This is a genomic window from Micromonospora sp. DT229 (assembly GCF_049844505.1).
Lineage (GTDB): Bacteria > Actinomycetota > Actinomycetes > Mycobacteriales > Micromonosporaceae > Micromonospora.
In genome coordinates this window covers 197,009-215,025 of record NZ_JBNCLD010000003.1, presented here as the reverse complement: position 1 = coordinate 215,025, position 18,017 = coordinate 197,009, and the positions used below count along the sequence as shown (strand labels likewise).

At 71.4% G+C, this 18,017-nt stretch carries 18 protein-coding genes and 1 pseudogene; 5 read left to right on the top strand and 14 right to left on the bottom strand.

What is annotated here, in order from left to right; translation table 11 throughout:
• Window positions 1-15 precede the first annotated feature (15 nt).
• The 7 genes from rlmN to ACLQ2T_RS06460 form a co-directional block, all read right to left on the bottom strand.
• Window positions 16-1,167: a 23S rRNA (adenine(2503)-C(2))-methyltransferase RlmN gene (gene rlmN / locus ACLQ2T_RS06490; protein ID WP_425765056.1), complete on the bottom strand. Its 1,152-nt coding sequence runs from the start codon at window positions 1,165-1,167 to the stop codon at window positions 16-18.
• Window positions 1,168-1,259: 92 nt separating this feature from the next.
• Window positions 1,260-2,492: a phosphatidate cytidylyltransferase gene (locus ACLQ2T_RS06485; RefSeq protein ID WP_425765055.1), complete on the bottom strand. Its 1,233-nt coding sequence runs from the start codon at window positions 2,490-2,492 to the stop codon at window positions 1,260-1,262.
• A gap of 316 nt (window positions 2,493-2,808) precedes the next feature.
• Complete coding sequence (gene frr, locus ACLQ2T_RS06480; protein ID WP_425765230.1) at window positions 2,809-3,366, bottom strand: ribosome recycling factor; 558 nt, start codon at window positions 3,364-3,366, stop codon at window positions 2,809-2,811.
• Between the two features lie 78 nt (window positions 3,367-3,444).
• Window positions 3,445-4,212 (bottom strand): UMP kinase, encoded by a 768-nt coding sequence (pyrH, locus tag ACLQ2T_RS06475; RefSeq protein ID WP_357530310.1) that lies wholly within the window; start codon window positions 4,210-4,212, stop codon window positions 3,445-3,447.
• 151 nt (window positions 4,213-4,363) lie between these two features.
• Window positions 4,364-5,191: a translation elongation factor Ts gene (gene tsf / locus ACLQ2T_RS06470; RefSeq protein ID WP_425765054.1), complete on the bottom strand. Its 828-nt coding sequence runs from the start codon at window positions 5,189-5,191 to the stop codon at window positions 4,364-4,366.
• Between the two features lie 132 nt (window positions 5,192-5,323).
• On the bottom strand, window positions 5,324-6,223 hold the full coding sequence (gene rpsB, locus ACLQ2T_RS06465) for a 30S ribosomal protein S2 (RefSeq protein ID WP_425765053.1): 900 nt from the start codon (window positions 6,221-6,223) through the stop codon (window positions 5,324-5,326).
• Window positions 6,224-6,534: 311 nt separating this feature from the next.
• The gene (locus ACLQ2T_RS06460; RefSeq protein ID WP_425765052.1) at window positions 6,535-7,617 is read right to left on the bottom strand and encodes a hypothetical protein; all 1,083 of its coding nucleotides are present in this window, start codon (window positions 7,615-7,617) and stop codon (window positions 6,535-6,537) included.
• A gap of 220 nt (window positions 7,618-7,837) precedes the next feature.
• On the opposite strand from ACLQ2T_RS06460, the gene ACLQ2T_RS06455 reads away from it, so the two are divergent.
• The 5 genes from ACLQ2T_RS06455 (at window position 7,838) to ACLQ2T_RS06435 (ending at window position 13,299) form a co-directional block, all read left to right on the top strand.
• Window positions 7,838-8,197 (top strand): YraN family protein, encoded by a 360-nt coding sequence (locus tag ACLQ2T_RS06455; RefSeq protein WP_425765051.1) that lies wholly within the window; start codon window positions 7,838-7,840, stop codon window positions 8,195-8,197.
• A complete protein-coding gene (locus ACLQ2T_RS06450) occupies window positions 8,197-9,714 on the top strand; it encodes a YifB family Mg chelatase-like AAA ATPase (protein WP_425765050.1) in 1,518 nt (505 codons plus the stop codon). The genes ACLQ2T_RS06455 and ACLQ2T_RS06450 overlap by 1 nt, the downstream gene beginning before the upstream one ends.
• Window positions 9,711-10,931 carry a DNA-processing protein DprA gene (gene dprA, locus ACLQ2T_RS06445; RefSeq protein ID WP_425765049.1) on the top strand — a complete coding sequence of 407 codons (1,221 nt, stop codon included), beginning with the start codon at window positions 9,711-9,713 and terminating at the stop codon, window positions 10,929-10,931. Before ACLQ2T_RS06450 ends, dprA begins: the two co-directional genes overlap by 4 nt.
• 10 nt (window positions 10,932-10,941) lie before the next feature.
• Window positions 10,942-12,030 carry a tyrosine recombinase XerC gene (locus tag ACLQ2T_RS06440; protein ID WP_425765048.1) on the top strand — a complete coding sequence of 363 codons (1,089 nt, stop codon included), beginning with the start codon at window positions 10,942-10,944 and terminating at the stop codon, window positions 12,028-12,030.
• 87 nt (window positions 12,031-12,117) lie between these two features.
• Window positions 12,118-13,299 (top strand): aminotransferase class V-fold PLP-dependent enzyme, encoded by a 1,182-nt coding sequence (locus tag ACLQ2T_RS06435; protein ID WP_425765047.1) that lies wholly within the window; start codon window positions 12,118-12,120, stop codon window positions 13,297-13,299.
• On the opposite strand, the gene ACLQ2T_RS06430 is transcribed toward ACLQ2T_RS06435, so the two are convergent.
• The 7 genes and pseudogenes from ACLQ2T_RS06430 to rplS form a co-directional block, all read right to left on the bottom strand.
• Window positions 13,187-13,954: a M23 family metallopeptidase gene (locus ACLQ2T_RS06430; RefSeq protein ID WP_425765046.1), complete on the bottom strand. Its 768-nt coding sequence runs from the start codon at window positions 13,952-13,954 to the stop codon at window positions 13,187-13,189. The two genes, ACLQ2T_RS06435 and ACLQ2T_RS06430, sit on opposite strands and share 113 nt — an antisense overlap.
• Before the next feature lie 199 nt (window positions 13,955-14,153).
• Window positions 14,154-14,477 (bottom strand): DUF2469 domain-containing protein, encoded by a 324-nt coding sequence (locus ACLQ2T_RS06425; protein ID WP_007075222.1) that lies wholly within the window; start codon window positions 14,475-14,477, stop codon window positions 14,154-14,156.
• Window positions 14,474-15,286 (bottom strand): ribonuclease HII, encoded by an 813-nt coding sequence (locus ACLQ2T_RS06420; RefSeq protein ID WP_425765045.1) that lies wholly within the window; start codon window positions 15,284-15,286, stop codon window positions 14,474-14,476. Before ACLQ2T_RS06420 ends, ACLQ2T_RS06425 begins: the two co-directional genes overlap by 4 nt.
• The gene (locus tag ACLQ2T_RS06415; RefSeq protein ID WP_425765044.1) at window positions 15,280-15,765 is read right to left on the bottom strand and encodes an NUDIX hydrolase; all 486 of its coding nucleotides are present in this window, start codon (window positions 15,763-15,765) and stop codon (window positions 15,280-15,282) included. The genes ACLQ2T_RS06420 and ACLQ2T_RS06415 overlap by 7 nt, the downstream gene beginning before the upstream one ends.
• 52 nt (window positions 15,766-15,817) lie before the next feature.
• Window positions 15,818-16,453, bottom strand: a complete 636-nt coding sequence (gene lepB, locus ACLQ2T_RS06410) for a signal peptidase I (protein WP_425765043.1) — start codon at window positions 16,451-16,453, stop codon at window positions 15,818-15,820.
• Between the two features lie 9 nt (window positions 16,454-16,462).
• Window positions 16,463-17,337: pseudogene (gene lepB / locus ACLQ2T_RS06405) on the bottom strand (signal peptidase I).
• Window positions 17,338-17,520: 183 nt separating this feature from the next.
• Window positions 17,521-17,877 (bottom strand): 50S ribosomal protein L19, encoded by a 357-nt coding sequence (rplS, locus tag ACLQ2T_RS06400; protein ID WP_327022254.1) that lies wholly within the window; start codon window positions 17,875-17,877, stop codon window positions 17,521-17,523.
• Window positions 17,878-18,017: the final 140 nt, after the last annotated feature.

Here is an 18,017-nt window from a genome sequence, read left to right as displayed (position 1 = left end):
GTTCGCCACGCCCGGTCATGCCGGCAGGTTCCCGGCCGGGTCCGTGCCCATGTCCTCCGCGGCGGCCAGCTGCCCACACGCCCCGTCGATCTCGCGACCTCGGGTGTCCCGTACGGTGGTGGACACCCCGGCGTCGCGCAACCGCCGGACGAACTCCCGCTCCACCGGCTTCGGGCTGGCGTCCCAGCGGCTACCCGGAGTCGGATTGAGTGGGATCAGGTTCACGTGGGCCAGCTTGCCGGCCAGCAGCCGCCCGAGCAGGTCGGCTCGCCACGGCTGGTCGTTCACGTCCTTGATCATCGCGTATTCGATCGACACACGACGCCCCGTGCGAGCCGCGTACGTCCAGGCGGCGTCCAGCACCTCGGACACCTTCCAGCGCTGGTTGACCGGCACAAGTTCGTCGCGCAGCTCATCATCGGGGGCGTGCAGCGACAACGCAAGGGTCACCGAGAGGTCTTCGCTGGCCAGTCGGTGGATGGCCGGCACCAGGCCGACCGTGGAAACGGTGATGTGCCGCTGCGACAGCCCCAGGCCCTCGGGGGCCGGTGCGACCAGCCGACGGATCGCGGCCACCACCCGGTTGTAGTTGGCCAACGGCTCGCCCATGCCCATGAAGACGACATGCGACAACCTCGCCGGCGAACCCGCTACCACACCGGAGGCGGCCACCCCCGCCAGGTAGACCGCCTGGTCGACGATCTCGGCGGTGGAGAGGTTGCGGGTAAGACCGGCCTGGCCGGTGGCGCAGAAGGGGCAGGCCATCCCGCAGCCGGCCTGGCTGGAGATGCAGACCGTCACCCGGTCGGAGTAACCCATCAGCACGCTCTCCACGAGCGACCCGTCGTGCAGCCGCCAGAGCGCCTTGCGGGTCGCCCCGTCGTCGCAGGCCAACTCGCGCACCGGGTTGAGCAGTCTGGGCAGCAGCTGGTCGGCCAGCCGCTCGCGGGACGCCGCCGGCAGATCGGTCATCTGCGCCGGGTCGCGCACCAACCGGCCGAAGTAGTGGGTGGAGATCTGCCGGGCCCGGAAGGCCGGCTCACCCAAGCCGGTGACCAGGGCTTTTCGCCCGGCCAGATCGAGGTCGGCGAGATGTTGCGGTGGCATCGACGCCCGGCGCGCACCAGGCGCGTCCGGGTCGACCGGAATCAAGGGCAGGCTCGTCATGACCTGTCCAGTCTGTCACGCCCGGCCGGGAACGCACCCGGCCAGAGGGCCTGGATCGGACCCGTTAAGGCTGGCCCGACGTGAGCCATGCCTCAGCTCACCGCCGGGACGAGGACCACGAGCAGCAGGTACGCCGTCGGCACGGCGAACAGCACCGAGTCGAGGCGATCCATCAGACCGCCGTGCCCAGGCAGCAGATTGCTCATGTCCTTAACACCGAGATCCCGCTTGATCATGGACTCGGCCAGGTCGCCGAGGACGGCGGCACCGGACACCGCCACCCCGAACACGGCGCCCCACCACGGGGCTACGTCGAACAGCAGCCAGAGCAGCAGAGCGCTGCCCAGCGCCGCCGCGCTGACCGACCCGAGGAATCCCTCCCAGGACTTCTTCGGGCTGATCGTCGGGGCCATCGGATGCTTGCCGAAGTTGGCGCCGGCGGCGTATCCCCCGGTGTCGGAGAGCACCACGGCGACCAGGGTCACCAGCACCCGCAACGCCCCGTCGTCCGGGGAGGCCGCCAGCAGGGCGGCGAAGCCGCCGAGGAAGGGCACGTACACCGCGATCAAGGTGGCCGCGGTCATGTCCCGCCGGAAGTTGGCCGGGCCGTCCCCGAGCCGCCAGACGAGGGTGCCCGCGATCGTGACCAGCAGCCCGAGCAGCAGGGCGTCCAATCCACCGAACCAGGCGATGGTGACCGTCAGCACCCCACCGGCGATCAGCGGTACCAGGGGCACCACGGCACGGGCCCGGCGTACCGCGCGGGACATCTCCCAGATGCCCACACCGAAGGCGCCGGCGAGCACCAGCAGGAAGGAGGGGGTGTAGAGGAACAGCGGTAGCAGGACCAGAGCCCCCAGGCCGAGCCCGACCGAGATGGCCGCCGGCAGGTTCCGGCCGCCGCCGGTCGCCGGCGGCTGGCCGGGGCTCGGGGCCGGTTGCCCAGCGGGCGGCCGTCCGCCGCCGGCGCGGCGCCGACCCCGATGACGCTTACCGGAGGACGACTGCTCGGTGGCCGGTTCTTCCCCGGGCACCGGGGCGAACTGGGCGGTCGGCGCGTCCTCGTGATCGAGGCCGACACCGGCCGGGACCCGCTCAATCTGCCCGGTCGGGGCGTCCTCGTGACCGAGGAGGTCGGCGGTGCCGGGCACCGAATCGATCTGGGCGGTCGGGGTGGCGTACCGTTCGGCGCCGACGTGCGGGGGACCGGCCCAGGGGGCGGGGCCGGGGTCGAGATCCGGTTCAGGCCAGGGCAGTTGGGTGGGTTGGTCCGGCCGATCCCAGCCACGGGCCTCGGCACCACCGTAGGGGTCGAGGTGGGACATCACGCACCGGACGAGAGCGGGACGGAATCCACCACTTGCCGCACAACCACTGCCATTCCCCTACCCGCGCGAGGCGCTCCGTCTGATTTACCGACCAGTCGGTTGACCGATCCCCATCCTGGTATGCCCGGGTCACTGGGAATCCTGCCGAGCCTACTGCACCTGTCCGCTCCGCAGCCCACACCCGCCCTCGACCCCACCGGGTTGATCATGAGGCTGGCGCCGTCGCCTCCATCGGCGATGACGAGAACCTCGGGACCAACCTGGCGGGGGCGGGCCAGGCGGATGGGCCGGACACCAGCGACCGGGTGCGCGCTCAGACCTCCAGGAGTTCGGTCTCCTTGTGCTTGACCAGTTCATCGACGTGCCCGACATAGCGCTGGGTCAGGTCGTCCAGTTCCTTCTCCGCGCGCCGGCCGTCGTCCTCGCCGACCTCGCCGTCCTTGACGAGCCGGTCCAGCTCTTCCTTGCCCCTGCGGCGGATGTTGCGGATGGCGACCTTGGCTTCCTCACCCTTTTGCCGGACGACCTTGATCATGTCGCGGCGGCGCTCCTCGGTCATCTGCGGGAGCAGGATGCGCAGCTGGTTGCCCTCGTTGTTCGGGTTGACCCCGAGGTCCGAGTCGCGGATCGCCTTCTCCATGGCATTGAGCTGCGAGTTGTCGTACGGCTTGATGATGGCCATCCGCGGCTCGGGGACGGCCACCGACGCCATCTGGGTCAGCGGGGTCGGGGTGCCGTAGTAGTCGATGATGACCTTGGAGAACATGGCCGGAGTGGCGCGGCCGGTGCGGATGGCACCGAACTCCTCCTTGGCGTGCTCGACCGCACGCTCCATCTTCTCCTCGGCCTCGAGGAGGGTGTCGTCGATCACCGTTCTCCTCGCCTCCTTCTTGTGCTCGTCGTGGGGCTTGTCGGTCACCGGGGCCGTCGAGTCAGATCGACGGTCGCTTCAGGTGGTGATCAGCGTGCCGATCTTCTCGCCGCCCACCGCTCGGACGATGGTGTCGTCTCCCTGGGCGCCGAAGACCAGCATCGGCAGGCCGTTCTCCATGCAGAGGCTGAAAGCGGCGGCATCGGCGACCCGCAGGTTACGGCGCAGCACCTCGGAGAAGGTGATCGAGTCGAACTTGCTGGCGGTCGGGTCGACCCGCGGGTCGGCGGTGTAGACCCCGTCGACGCCGTTCTTGCTCATCAGCACCACGTCCGCGTGGATCTCCAACGCGCGCTGGGCGGCCACCGTGTCCGTGGAGAAGTACGGCATTCCCGCCCCGGCACCGAAGATGACCACCCGGCCCTTCTCCAGGTGCCGGATCGCCCGCAGGGGGATGTACGGCTCGGCGACCTGGGCCATCGTGATGGCACTCTGCACCCGGGTCTCGATGCCTTCCTTCTCCAGGAAGTCCTGCAGGGCCAGGCAGTTCATCACGGTGCCGAGCATGCCCATGTAGTCCGCCCGGGCCCGGTCCATTCCCCGCTTCTGGAGCTCCGCACCCCGGAAGAAGTTGCCGCCGCCGACCACCACGGAGACCTGCACCCCGCGCCGTACCACGGTGGCGATCTGCCGGGCGATGGCCTGTACGACGTCCGGGTCGACGCCGATCGCGCCACCACCGAACACCTCGCCGGAAAGCTTCAACACCACCCGACGGGACCGGCCGGGCGGTGGCGCCGTAGGGTCGTCCGCCGCCAGCGTCCGATCACTCACAACCTGCGTCATCCGCCCGTCCTTCCCCCACCGGTACACCCGGGTGCATATCTGCCGCTGTCGACCTTATGGGACGAGGAGACCGCGGTGCCTGTCGCGTACACCGGCGGCCTCCTCGTCGTGTCGTTGCTCAGCCCACGGGCGCGGGGCGCCCGGCGGCGGCTCAGGCCTGACCGACCTCGAACCGCACGAAGCGGGTGACCTCGATGCCGGCCTCGGCCAGCACCTGCTTCACGGACTTCTTGTTGTCGGTGACCGAGGACTGCTCCAGCAGGACGAAGTCCTTGAAGAAGGAGTTCACCCGACCCTCGACGATCTTCGGCAGGGCCGCCTCGGGCTTGTTCTCCTCCCGGGCGGTCTGCTCGGCGATGCGCCGCTCGGACTCGACGACCTCGGCCGGCACCTCGTCACGGGTGAGGTACTGCGGACGCATCGCGGCGATCTGCATGGCCGCAGCGCGGGCGTCGGCGTCGGCGGCCTCGTCGGTCTTGCCGGTGTACTGCACCATCACGCCGACCGCCGGGGGCAGGTCCTGGGCCTTGCGGTGCAGGTAGACCGCGACCGTGCCGTCGAGCTTGGCGAAGCGGTTCAGCACCAGCTTCTCGCCGATCTTGGCCGACTGCTCGTGGACCAGGTCGGCGACCGGGCGGCCGTCGATCTCGCTGGCCAGCAGCTCCTCGGCGTTGCTCACGCCGGAACGCTCACCGTGCTCGACCAGCTGCTGGGCCAGGGCGATGAAGGCGTCGTTCTTGGCGACGAAGTCGGTCTCGCAGTTGAGTTCGAGCAGGGCCTGGCCGGCGTGGGCGATCAGCCCGTTGGCGGCCGTACGACCGGCCCGCTTGCCGACATCCTTGGCGCCCTTGACGCGCAGGATCTCGACGGCCTTGTCGAAGTCGCCCTCGGCCTCGGTCAGGGCCTTCTTGCTGTCCATCATGCCGGCGCCGGTCAGGTCGCGGAGCTTCTTGACGTCCGCGGCGGTGATCTGGGACATGGCTCTCTCTTCGGTGTTGAGATTGCGATGGGATGGTCTGAGGTGCCGGTTACCCGGATTCGGGGAGTTCGTGCCGACCTGGTCGCCGCCGGTCACCGTCAGCGAATCGACGGTGACCGGACGGCGGCGGGATCACTGACCGGAAACGGCAGCCGGCTGCTCGGGGGCCGGCTCAGTGGCCGGCTCGGTGGCGGCGGCGGGCTCGGGGGCCGGCTCGGTGACGGCGGCGGGCTCCTCGTCAGCCTTCTTGGGCTCCTCGAGCAGCTCGCGCTCCCACTCGGCCAGCGGCTCGTCGGTGGCGACACCCGCCTCCGGCTTCTCATCGCCACCACGGCGACGGCCGGAACGGGCGATCAGGCCGTCGGCGACGGCGGCGGCCACGACCTTGGTCAGCAGCTCGGCCGAGCGGATCGCGTCGTCGTTGCCCGGGATCGGGAAGTCGACCTCGTCCGGGTCGCAGTTGGTGTCGAGCACGGCGATCACCGGGATGCCCAGCTTGCGGGCCTCGTCGACGGCGATGTGCTCCTTCTTGGTGTCGACGATCCAGACCGCGGCCGGGAGCTTCTGCATGTCCCGCAGACCACCGAGGGTCTTGGTGAGCTTGATCTTCTCGCGGGAGAGCTGGAGGGTCTCCTTCTTGGTGTAGCCGGCAGCGGTGCCGCTGAGGTCACCGAGGGCCTCCAGCTCCTTCATCCGCTGCAGCCGCTTGTACACCGTCTGGAAGTTGGTCAGCATGCCGCCGAGCCAGCGGTGGTTGACGTACGGCTGGCCGACCCGGGTCGCCTGCTCGGCGATCGCCTCCTGGGCCTGCTTCTTGGTGCCGACGAACAGGATGCTGCCGCCCTCGGCCACCGTGTTGCGAACGAACTCGTACGCCTTCTCGATGTAGTCGAGGGTCTGGCGCAGGTCGATGATGTAGATGCCGTTGCGCTCGGTGAAGATGAAGCGCTTCATCTTCGGGTTCCAGCGCCGGGTCTGGTGCCCGAAGTGAACACCACTTTCCAGCAGCTGACGCATGGTCACGACGGCCATGGTTCGTACTCCTTGGGGTCCCTGGTTCATCCGCTCGGCCGGCGGCCGAGTGGCCTGGTGCCCGGTCGTCGGCCAGGATGGGCCCGACAGCTCGGGACCAGGGAGGCCGCCGCCGCACGACGACTTCGTGAGGAGGGCACGCGAGGTCGACCGCGCGAGGCGGTCGCCAGTCGACCAGTGTACGCCCCTGCCCCACCGCCCGGCCCCCGGGTGCAAGGAAGGGCCCCCTGTTAACGCCTGCGGTAGAGCAAGGGCCCCTTGTTAACACCTGTCGAGCGCCCAGATGGTCAGCCGGTGGAGCGGCAGGTGGGTTAGCCGGCGGTCAGCGCCGCGGCGAGGAAGAGCGCCAGGCCGACGGTCAGGTAGGCGGTGGGCGGGCGTAGCCAGCCGCGTGCCCCGTCGGTGAGCGAGAACCCGGTGGTCCGCAGCCCGTACAGACCGGTCGCGAAGATCGGCAGACCGACCACCAGGAAGGTGCCCACCAGCACGTCGGCGGCGGAAACCGGATCCGCGGTCGCCCCGTGCAGCAACACCCGCAGTGCCGGCACCTCAAGGATCACCAACAGGACGGCGAACAGCACCGCGAGCACCGGTCGGCGGGTCCGGTAGACCCCGTCGCCGCTGGGCGACCCGGCCGGTACGCCCGGCACCTGGTAGCCGGCCTCCCCGGCCGCCGGTCGGAAGCCGGTATCCCCGACGGCCGTCCCGGCCTCCCCGGCCGACAGGTCACCCCGAGGGGCCACCGGCGGCATCGGCCCGGTCGGCTGCTCCAGGGGATTGACCACCTCCGTGCCCCGCTTGGCCTCCACGATCGGATACCCGGCCAGCGGCACGGATCGGGCCGGGTCACCCACCACGGACGCCAGCGGGGCCGGGTCACCGGCCGCCGACGCGAACGGAGCGGGGTCGCCCACCACCGGCGGGTACGGGGCCGGGTCACTCGCCGCCGGGGCGAACGGGGACGGCTCGCTTGCCACCGGCGGAAACGGGGCCGGGTCGCTCACCATCGACGCCGAGCGTGTCGGGTCACCCAGGGGACCTCCAGCCACCGGCGGGCTGGACTCCTGGATGGTCCGCCAGGGCGACCGTTCGGTGGGCAGTTCACCGGAGATGTCCGGATCGGTCGACCCGGCTCGCCGGGCACGCGAGGCCCGGTAGCGCTCGGGCTCGGCCGAGGTCTCGGCCAGGGGATCCGCACCGCCGAAGCGCCGCGCCGAGGTGTCGTACCGGTCCTCGTCGTCGACCCGCTGTTCAGGGGTCACCGACGGCTGGTCGTCCAGGTGTCGCGCCTGCGCCGTGCCGCGCCAATCCGGATCGCGGTAATCACGGTCGCCGGGGTACCAACGCGACTCCTGATCATCGGCAAAACTACGTCGTCCGTCCACGTCCGGCACCGTATGCGACCAACCGGCCGGTCGCCATTCGACCCCGGCCCCGACCAGGGCCGGAAGGGCAGTTCGACCGGGTACGCAGAGTAAGAAGCTGATTCGTCACTCAGGCCCGCCTTAGCACACCATAGGCATGATCGTCCGGCTGTCCACAGCACCTCCGGTTGTCCACAGGTCGTACCACCGGGGGCACCTCGACGCCCTCGGTGCGGGCAGGGTGCCGGCCATGAGCAAGCGGAACCAGGCGGTCGGCGGGTACGGGGAGCGTTGCGCCGTCCGGCACCTGATCGAGGCCGGGCTGCGCCCGGTGGCCCGGAACTGGCGCTGCCCCTCAGGAGAGATCGACATCGTCGCCTGGGACGGGCCGGTGCTCGTCATCTGCGAGGTGAAGACCCGCCGCAACCACGACTTCGGCACCCCGGCCGAGGCGGTGGTCAGCCGCAAGGCACGCCGACTGCGTCGGCTCGCCGCCGCGTGGCTGGCGGCCACCGGTACGACCGCCGAGGAGATTCGCTTCGACGTCGTCTCGGTCCTGCTGCCGCGCGCCGGCCGGGCCCACGTCGAGCATCTCAAGGGAGCCTTCTGATGAGCTACGCCCGAGTGCTCTGTGTCGGCCTGGTCGGGGTCACCGGTCATCTGGTGGAGGTGGAGGCGGATCTCGCACCCGGCCTGCCCGCCGTGGTCATCTCCGGGCTGCCGGACACCGCCCTGCACGAGGCCCGGGACCGGGTCCGCGCCGCCGTGGTCAACTCCGGCCAGCGCTGGCCGAACCGGCGGATCACCCTGAACCTGCTGCCGGCCACCATGCCCAAGTTCGGTTCGGCCTTCGACCTCGCGATCGCGGTGGCGCTACTCGGCGGCTCCGGTGAGTTGCCCCTGGCCCCGCTGGACGGCGTGGTGATCCTCGGCGAACTGGGCCTGGACGGCACCGTCCGACCGGTCCGGGGGGTACTGCCGATGGCCGCCGCGGCGGCTCGGGCCGGGGTCCAGCGGGTGATCGTGCCGGCCGCCAACAGCGCCGAGGCCGCCGTGGTGCCCGGCCTGCGGGTACGCGGCGTGGACAACCTGCACCGGCTGATCGGGTACGTCCGCGACGGCGTGCCCCTGATCGAGCCCCCGACCCACCTGCCGCCGCCGGCCGATCCCGGTCCCGACCTGGCCGAGGTGGCCGGGCAGGGGCTCGGTCGGCGGGCCCTGGAGGTGGCTGCCGCCGGGGGCCACCATCTGGCGCTGATCGGCCCGCCGGGTGCCGGCAAGACGATGCTCGCCGAGCGTCTGCCCTCGATCCTGCCGGAGCTGGACGACGCCGCCGCGCTGGAGGTGACCGCGCTGCACTCGATCGCCGGGCTGTTGCCGGCGGAAGGTGGGCTGCTGCGGCGACCCCCGTTTCAGGCCCCGCACCACACCGCGACCATCCCGGCCATCGTCGGCGGTGGGACGGGGATCGCCCGGCCCGGCGCGATCTCGCTGGCCCACCGAGGGGTCCTCTTTCTGGACGAGGCTCCGGAGTTCAGCCGCGCCGCCCTGGAGGCGTTACGCCAACCGCTGGAGCACGGTCGGGTGCTGCTGGCCCGCAGCCGGGGCGGCGCCGAGTACCCCGCTCGGGCACAGCTGGTGATCGCCGCCAATCCCTGCCCGTGCGCCAATCCGGCCGGCGACGACCGCTGCGAGTGTCCCCCGCAGGCCCGCCGCCGCTACCTGGCTCGACTTTCCGGTCCCCTGCTCGACCGGATCGACCTTCAGGTCCGACTGCTGCCGATGCGCGCCGCCGACCTGATGGAGGCGGGCACCCACGAGTCCTCCGCGGTGGTGGCGGCCCGGGTGCTGGCCGCTCGTACGGCGGCGGCGGAGCGCTGGTCGGTGTTGGGCCGCCGCCTCAACGCGGAGGTGCCGGGTCAGCAACTGCGCCGGCCCCCGTGGCAGCTACCCGCCTCCGACACCGCCGAACTACGAGCCCGGCTCGACTCGGGGTCGCTCTCCGCGCGCGGCTTCGACCGGGTCATCCGGCTCGCCTGGACGATCGCCGACCTCGACGGGCGCCCCCGCCCGGACCGACACGACGTCGGCGAGGCCATCCATCTCAGGACGGGAGAGGGCATATGAGCACGTACGACGAGACCACACTGGCCCGGGTGGCGTTGACCTGGCTGGCCGAACCGGGCACCCGCTCGGTGTACGCGCTGGTTACCGAAGTAGGCCCGGTGGCCGCCCTGGATCTGCTGCTCGACGGCGGGGCACCGCAGCAGGAGTTGCGCGACAGCGTGGCGGCCCGCAGTCAGGCCGGTGATGCGCGGGCCATCGCCGCCGAGGCCCTCGAACGCGGCGAACGGCTCGGCGCCCGCGTCATCGTGCCGGACGACGACGAGTGGCCCGCCTCGGTCGAGCAACTGCGCACCCTTGCGCTGGCGGACGCCCGCCGCCGGGTCGACCGGGAAACCGCCCCACCGCTCTGCTTCTGGGTACGCGGGCCGCTGCCGCTGGCCGAGACGTTGGACCGGTCGGTGGCCGTGGTCGGGGCACGAGCCGCCACCCCGTACGGCCTGCATGTCGCCAGGGACCTGGGCTACGGCCTGGCCGACCGGGACTGGACGGTCGTCTCCGGCGGCGCCTTCGGCATCGACGCCGCCGCACACCGGGGCGCGCTGAGCGCGGGCGGCCGGACGGTCGCGGTGCTGGCCTGTGGAGTGGACCGCCCCTACCCGATGGGTAACACGGCGTTGTTCGATCGGATCGCCGACTCCGGGCTGCTGGTCAGCGAGTGGCCGCCGGAGGCCGAGCCGCTTCGTCCCCGGTTCCTGATCCGCAACCGGGTGATCGCGGCCGGTACGAAGGGCACCGTGCTGGTGGAGGCGGCGGCACGCAGCGGCGCCACCCAGACCACCCGACGGGCTCTGGCGCTGGACAAACCGGCGATGGTGGTGCCCGGTCCGGTCACCTCGGCGATGTCGGTCGGCACGCACGAATTCCTGCGGGAGGAACCGAAGGCCCGCCTGGTGACCGGGCTGGCTCAGGTGCTGGAGGAGGTGGGCCGGATCGGGGAACTGGCTCCGGTGCCAAGGGGTCCGCAGCGGCCCACCGACCTGATCGACGACGACGCCCGGGCGATCGTGGAGGTGATGCCCCGTCGGGGCACGATCGGGGTGGACGACCTGGCCGGTCGCGCCGGTCTGGCGGTACGCACGGTGCTGCGCAAGCTGTCCCTGTTGGAGGAGTTGGCCCTGGTGGTCCGCCGCGGCGACGGCTACGCCCTGGTGACGGCCCCCGGCGCACGCCGAGCTGCCCACCATGATGATGTCGCGGGCGGGAGCACCCGACCCTAGGCTGTGACCCGTGGGGGGTACGGAAGGTCGCAACGCCCGTGGCACCCGGGCCGTGCACGCGGCGCTGCCGGGGCCGCTGCGCGAGGCGGTGGACGAGTTCGCCCGGCACCTGGCCTCGGTCCGCAGCCGTTCGGCCCACACCGTGCGGGCGTACGTCGCCGATCTGGTCTCCCTGTTGGATCACGCGCATCGGATGGGCTGCGCCGAGGTGGCCGAACTGGAGCTGGACACCGTACGCAGTTGGCTGGCCAAACAGCGCACCATGGGAGCGGCCCGGGCGTCACTGGCCCGACGCGCGGCGGCGGCGCGCACCTTCAGTGCCTGGGCGCATCGGGGCGGGCTGCTGCCCACGGATGTGGCCGCCACCCTCGCCAGTCCCCGCCCGCAGCGCACCCTGCCCACCGTGCTCCGCGCCGACCAGGCCGCCCTCCTCGTCGAGGCACCCACCCGATCCACCGCCGATGGCCGCGCCACTTCCGACGCCCATCCCACCCCCGAGGCCGACGCCCACCCCACGGCTGGCGATCCCACCGACGATGGCACCGGCACAGAGGAGTCAGCGGAGGGCGCCGAGACCGGAGAACGGGTGACTCGGGCGGTGCGCTGGCGTGACCGGGTGCTGCTGGAGTTGCTCTACGGCACCGGGGTGCGGGTCAGCGAGGCGTGCGGCATCGACCTGGCCGATGTCGACCATGGCCGGCGGGTGGTTCGGGTCCGAGGCAAGGGTGGACGGGAACGGACCGTGCCGTACGGCCTGCCGGCGCAGCGGGCCCTCGACGAGTGGCTGCGACACGGGCGGCCGGTGCTGGCGGTCCCGGCCTGCGGGGACGCGCTGCTGCTCGGCGCCCGGGGCGGTCGGCTGAATCCGACCACCGCCCGCCGGATCGTCGGTGCGTACGCCGAGGCCGCCGACCTGCCCCGGATCGGACCGCACGCGCTGCGCCACTCGGCCGCCACCCACCTGCTCGAAGGCGGGGCGGACCTGCGCGCGGTACAGGAGTTGCTGGGCCACTCGTCGCTGGCCAGTACGCAGGTCTACACCCATGTCTCGGTCGACCGGCTACGCACGGCGTACCGGCAGGCCCACCCCCGCGCCTAGCCGGCGACCCCTACACCGCCCGAATGGGGAACACTTTCCGATCAAGATCCATCACCCAGGGCCGGGAGGTGACGTTACGATCATCAGGTGAGCGTCCCGCCTCCGCCTGAGCCGATGACGGGCGCCCGCCTGCTCTTCTCCCTCGACCCGGCGGTCAGCCACCTCAACCACGGCTCGTTCGGAGCGGTGCCGATCATCGTGCAGCGGGCCCAGCAGCGGCTGCGCGACGAGATGGAGGCCGACCCGCTGCGCTTCTTCGCCACCGGCCTGGTCGACCGGATCACCCACGCCCGGCGGCACCTGGCCGGCTTCCTCGGCGCCGACCCGGACGGCACCGCCCTGACCGTCAACGCCACCACCGGGGTGGCGGTGGTGTTGCAGTCCCTCGGGCTGGGCCCGGCCGACGAGGTGCTCACCACCGATCACGGCTACGGTGCGGTCGACTTCGCCATCGCCCGGGAGTGCCGCCGCAGCGGGGCGACCCATCGGGTGCTGCCGGTGCCGCTGTCGGCGACCACCGAGGAGATCGTGCAGATCGTCCGATCCGGGCTGCGTCCGGGGCGTACCCGACTGCTGGTGGTCGACCAGCTCACCTCGGCCACGGCACGGTTGTTGCCGGTCGCCGCCATCGTCGGGGTGGCGCGGGAACACGGGGTGTCCGTGCTGGTCGACGCCGCCCACGCCCCCGGGATGCTGCCGGCGACCGTGCAGAGCATCGGGGCCGACTTCTGGGTCGGCAACCTGCACAAGTGGGGGTACGCCCCCCGTGGCACGGCCGTGCTCGTGGTCGCCCCGTCCTGGCGGGACCGCCTCGAACCCCTGGTGGTCTCCTGGGAGCAGGAGGCCGGCTTCCCGAGCCGGGTGGAGTGGCAGGCAACCGCGGACTACACCGCCTGGCTGAGCGCCCCGGTGGGGCTCTACCTGCTGCGTACCCTCGGGGTGGACCGGGTGCGTGCGCACAACGCCGCCCTGGCGGCGTACGGCCAGCGGGTGGTGGGGGATGCCCTGGGGGTGCCACCGGCCGACCTGCCCGAGCCCGGCGGACCCACGGTCGCCATGCGGATCATCCCGTTGCCGCCGGGCCTGGCCACCACGGTCGAGGGTGCCCGGGCGCTACGGGCCCGGATCGCCGAGCGGCTCGCCATCCAGGTCGCGGTCAACCCCTGGAACGGGCGGGGCTGGCTGCGACTGTGCGGCCAGGTGTACAACTCGCCCGACGAGTACGACCGACTCGCCGGGCGACTGCCCGCCCTGCTCGCCCAACGCTGACCGGCTCCTCGGCCAGCGGCAACAGCCGGGTGCGACCGAGACCGAGCAGGGCCAACGGATCCAGGTAGTCACTACCCCGACGCAACCCCCAGTGCAGGCAGGCGGCCTCGGGGCAGCCCAGGTGCCCGGGTACCAGCACCCCCAGGACGGTGCCGGCGACCACCACCGTGCCGACCGTGACCACCGGGTCCACCGGCTCGTAGGTGGTGCGCAGCCCGTCGGGGTGGGTCACCGAGATCACCGGCCGGCCGGCGACCATGCCGGCGTACGAGACCGTGCCGCTGCCGGCGGCCCGGATCGTCGCGCCCGCCGGGGCGATCAGGTCCACCCCACGATGGCCGGCCAGCCAGGGCCGGGCCGGGGGATCGAATCGGCGACCCGGTCGAGGCTGCCCTTCGACCGGCCACCGATACCGCTGCCCGGTAGACCCGACACCCGGCGATCGCGCGACGCTGGGCGACGGCTCCAGCCCCGACGACGGCGCGACGCCGGAGGACGGCACGGGAGCGGCCAGGTCCGTCACCCTCGACGGACCGGCCACCGCCGCCGAGAGCGGCAGCATGGTGGGGGACGACCGCGGGCGGCACGACGGAAGGGTCGGCACGAGGAGCGGCACCAGCAGAAGGGCGCAGAGCGCACGGATTCGGGTCACCATGGCGGCGAGTGTGCCGATCCTTGCGCAGCCTCGCCGCCCGTGAAGGGTCGCCTGTGGACGACGCGGGGCTCTGTGGACAACCCCCGTCGACGAAGCTGATCTGCTATGGCCTGACGACGGCCCGGCCGAGCTGCCAGTGTGGACCGATCGCGGCGGGTGGGGGCCCACCGCGCGGGAACCGACCGGGGATCAGCAGGGATCAGCCGCCGAAGCCGGAGTCGGCGGGTAGGGAGATGTCCGGCTTCTCCAGTTCCTCGACGTTGACGTCCTTGAAGGTCATCACCCGCACGTTCTTGACGAACCGGGCGGGACGGTACATGTCCCACACCCAGGCGTCGTGCATCTCGACCTCGAAGTACACCTCGCCGTCGGAGTTGCGCACGTGCAGGTCGACCTGGTTGGCCAGGTAGAACCGCCGCTCGGTCTCCACCACGTAGGAGAACTGACGGACGATGTCGCGGTACTCCCGGTAGAGCTGCAGCTCCATCTCGGTCTCGTACTTTTCGAGATCTTCCGCGCTCATCGCACTCCGCCTTCCATGACCACATCTTCCCCCACCGACGCCGGAGGCTGAGGCTGCTCGCCCAACGCCACGCCGACGGTACCCCCTGCGAAGCCTGAGCGCTCCATCGGCTCGTCCCAGCTTGCGCCCAGCGGTCGACGGGAACGGGGTGGACGGCCGTCCAGGCCGGAGACGGCCGCCACGTTGACGTAGGAGAACCGGTGTTCCCGGCACGGACCCCGCTCGCGCAGGGCCGCCGTGTGATCGGCGGTGATGTACCCCTTGTGCTCGGCGAAGCCGTACCCCGGATAGGTCGCCTCCAGGTCGACCATGATCCGGTCCCGGGTCACCTTGGCCAGGACGCTGGCCGCCGCGACGCAGGCCGCCACCCGGTCGCCCTTCCACACGGCCAGACCGGGCACGTCCAGGCCGTCGACCCCGAACCCGTCGGTCAGCACGTACTCCGGTCGCACGGTCAGCGAGGCCAATGCCCGGCGCATCGCGGCCAGGTTGCACACGTGCAGCCCTCGGGCGTCGACCTCCTCGGCCGGGATGATCACCACGGCGTACGCCAGGGCACGCGCGACGACCTCGTCGTACACCCGCTCCCGGCTCGCCGGGGTGAGCAGCTTGGAGTCGGCCAGGCCCTCGATCTCACCTCGCCGCCCCTCCGGCAGCACCGCGGCGGCGGCCACCAGCGGCCCGGCGCAGGCCCCCCGGCCGGCCTCGTCGGCACCGGCGACGTACCGGAACCCACGCCGTTGCAGGGCCCGCTCCAGCGCGTACAGCCCGGCCTCCCGGCGCACCACCGTGCGCGGCGGGGTCAGCATGGCGCACCGGGGGCCGTGGCCGTGCCGGCCAGGGCCCGGGTCAGGACCTCGGGGAGGTCCAGGGGGTAGCACCGCTCGGCGGTGCTGCGCAGCTCCTGGGCCGACCACCACCGGTGGCCGTCCACGCTGCTGCGCTCCACCTCGCTGAATCCCGTCGTGTCGACCTCGTGTGCGGGGACCCGCACCAGGAAGAACTGCTGTTCCTGCCGGTACCACACCCCGGCGAAGGAGAACTCCGTCACCTCGGCGTGCACCGGCTCACCGAACTGGGCCATCGCCACCCGCAACCCGGTCTCCTCCGCCAACTCCCGCGCCGCACCCTCGGGGTAGCTCTCCCCCGGGTCGAGGCCGCCACCGGGGGTGAACCACCAGCGTCCGTCCTTGGGACGGGCGGGATCGAAGCCCCGGAAGAGCAGCAACCGGTCGGCCCGGTCGACCAGGAGCACCCGGGCGGCGCGCCTCGGGGTGTAGAGCGTCACCGCACCAGATTGCCAGACGTCGCCGACAACGCCCACGTCCGTCCCCGACACCTCAGGGGGTGGGAATGGCCTCGAACCCCTCCGGCACGCTCAGCAGAGTGGCCCGGTTGAACGGCCAGAAGACCGTGAAGGCCCGACCCACGACGTCCTTCTCCGGGATGGTGGCCGCTGTGACGTTCTCCCCGGACTGCTGGTAGTGCTCCAGGGAGTCACCGGAGGCGGAACGGTGGTCACCCATCACCCAGAGCCGACCCTCCGGAATGACGACGTCGAACTCCTGGTCCGCCGGCTTGTCCCGGTTTCCGTCGAAGGAGAAGATGTACGGCTCGTCCAGCGGCACCCCGTTGATCACCAAACGGTCCTGGGCGTCGCAGCAGACCACCCGGTCCCCGCCGACACCGATCACCCGCTTGATGAAGTCCTCGCCCGCGGGGTTGCCGCTCCACTCGACCGGAGCCTTGAAGACGATCACCTCGCCCCGGTTCGGGGTCCGGAAGTTGTACACCAACTTGTTGACCAGCACCCGATCATCGATCTTGAGGGTGTTCTCCATGGAGGGCGACGGGATGAAGAAGGTCTGCAGTACGAAGGCCCGCACCAGTACCGCGACCAGGATCGCCACCCCCAGCAGGATGGGCAGTTCCTTCCAGAACGAGTGGCGGGGCTTGTCGGTCTGCTCGTCAATCACGGGAGGAGCCTACGTTGCCCGGATCGGTGCCACCGCGTGGAACGCGCTAGAACGGCGAGGGTGGCCGCGATCGGAAGCACCAGGGCCACCCCTCCTTCGGTCGTGGGCCGTACCGGTGTGGCCGCGCCGCCGGTGGCCGTGACCGCCGGAGGCACCTCGGCGAAGGTCTCCGGCACCGGCAGGGTGTGCCAGCGGCTGGAGGGCCAGACCACCGCGAAGGCCCGGCCCACCACGTTGTCGATCGGCACCGTGCCCTGGCAGCGGGCGTCCTGGGAGACGAGACGGTGGTCGCCGAGCACGAACATCTGACCGGGCGGGACCACGATCTCCTCGAACCGCCGGGACCGGCACTCCTGCGGGTTGGGGGGCAACTCCAGCGGGGAGTCCCGCAGCACGTACGCCGACTCGTCCAGCGGGGTGCCGTTCACCAGTACCCGCCCCTGCTCGTCGCAGCAGCTGACCCGGTCACCCGGCAGGCCGATGACCCGCTTGATGAAGTCCTTCTCCCCCGGACGGCTCAGCCCGACCAGGTCACCCACCGTGCGGCTGAGCCGGTCGGTGAAACCCCCGGCCGGCTCCACATCCACCTGCGGCACCCACTGGTCGGTGCCCCGGAAGACCACCACCTCGCCACGCTGCGGATCCCGCACGTTGTAGACGACCTTGTTGACCAGGACCCGGTCCCCGATGAGCAGGGTGTCCTCCATCGACCCGGAGGGGATGAAGAACGCCTGGAGCAGGAAGGTGCGGATCAGCACCGCCAGGCAGAAGGCCACGACGAGCAGTAGCGGCAACTCCTGCCAGAGCGGCATCTGCCGCTTCTCACGCCGGGCCCGTCGTCGCCATGGATCGACCGAGCCGCTGTCGTCAAGCGCCTGTACCACGCCCACTCCCCGGTCCGCAGATACGACTACCGCCCGGCAGTCTCGTCGAGACTTCCCGGGCGGTAGTGGAGGTCACCCGCCACGCATGGCGGGTCGCCGCCCCGCTGCGCCCGTACGACCAGGGTAGTGCGGTCTGGCCGGTACGACATACGCGCAGCTGAGGCGGCGTGGCGCAGCGTGAGGTCAGCTCGGCTGCTTCTCGCGCAGCTCCTTGATCTTGGCCTTCTTGCCCCGCAGCTCGCGCAGGTAGTAGAGCTTGGCGCGGCGGACGTCACCACGGGTCACGACCTCGATCCGGTCGATCGCCGGGCTGTTGATCGGGTAGGTCCGCTCGACACCGACGCCGAAGCTGAGCTTGCGGACGGTGAAGGTCTCGCGCAGTCCGGCGCCCTGGCGACGGATGACCACGCCCTGGAAGATCTGGACCCGGGAGCGGTTACCCTCGACCACTCGCGCGTGCACCTTCACGGTGTCACCGGCGCGGAAGTCGGGAAGGTCGGTGCGCTTCGACTGGGCGTCAAGAGCGTCCAGGATGTTCATCGCTCGTCCTCGTAAGGCTCACGGCGCACCGTCAATCGGCGCGCGAATGGGTGATACTGGTCCCCGGGTGGCGGTCGGTGTAACCGGACCCCGGTCGGAGATCCTCGCAGCCGTCCACGGCGCAGACGACTGCGGCAACC

Bases quoted from the DNA above. Each gene is read 5' to 3' on its own strand.
- dprA (WP_425765049.1), top strand. From the start codon at position 9,711: ATGAGCACGTACGACGAGACCACACTGGCCCGGGTGGCGTTGACCTGG.
- ACLQ2T_RS06430 (WP_425765046.1), bottom strand. From the start codon at position 13,954: ATGGTGACCCGAATCCGTGCGCTCTGCGCCCTTCTGCTGGTGCCGCTC.
- tsf (WP_425765054.1), bottom strand. From the start codon at position 5,191: ATGTCCCAGATCACCGCCGCGGACGTCAAGAAGCTCCGCGACCTGACC.
- ACLQ2T_RS06455 (WP_425765051.1), top strand. From the start codon at position 7,838: ATGAGCAAGCGGAACCAGGCGGTCGGCGGGTACGGGGAGCGTTGCGCC.
- pyrH (WP_357530310.1), bottom strand. From the start codon at position 4,212: ATGACGCAGGTTGTGAGTGATCGGACGCTGGCGGCGGACGACCCTACG.
- ACLQ2T_RS06420 (WP_425765045.1), bottom strand. From the start codon at position 15,286: ATGCTGACCCCGCCGCGCACGGTGGTGCGCCGGGAGGCCGGGCTGTAC.
- ACLQ2T_RS06425 (WP_007075222.1), bottom strand. From the start codon at position 14,477: ATGAGCGCGGAAGATCTCGAAAAGTACGAGACCGAGATGGAGCTGCAG.
- rplS (WP_327022254.1), bottom strand. From the start codon at position 17,877: ATGAACATCCTGGACGCTCTTGACGCCCAGTCGAAGCGCACCGACCTT.
- ACLQ2T_RS06485 (WP_425765055.1), bottom strand. From the start codon at position 2,492: ATGTCCCACCTCGACCCCTACGGTGGTGCCGAGGCCCGTGGCTGGGAT.
- rlmN (WP_425765056.1), bottom strand. From the start codon at position 1,167: ATGACGAGCCTGCCCTTGATTCCGGTCGACCCGGACGCGCCTGGTGCG.
- ACLQ2T_RS06450 (WP_425765050.1), top strand. From the start codon at position 8,197: ATGAGCTACGCCCGAGTGCTCTGTGTCGGCCTGGTCGGGGTCACCGGT.
- rpsB (WP_425765053.1), bottom strand. From the start codon at position 6,223: ATGGCCGTCGTGACCATGCGTCAGCTGCTGGAAAGTGGTGTTCACTTC.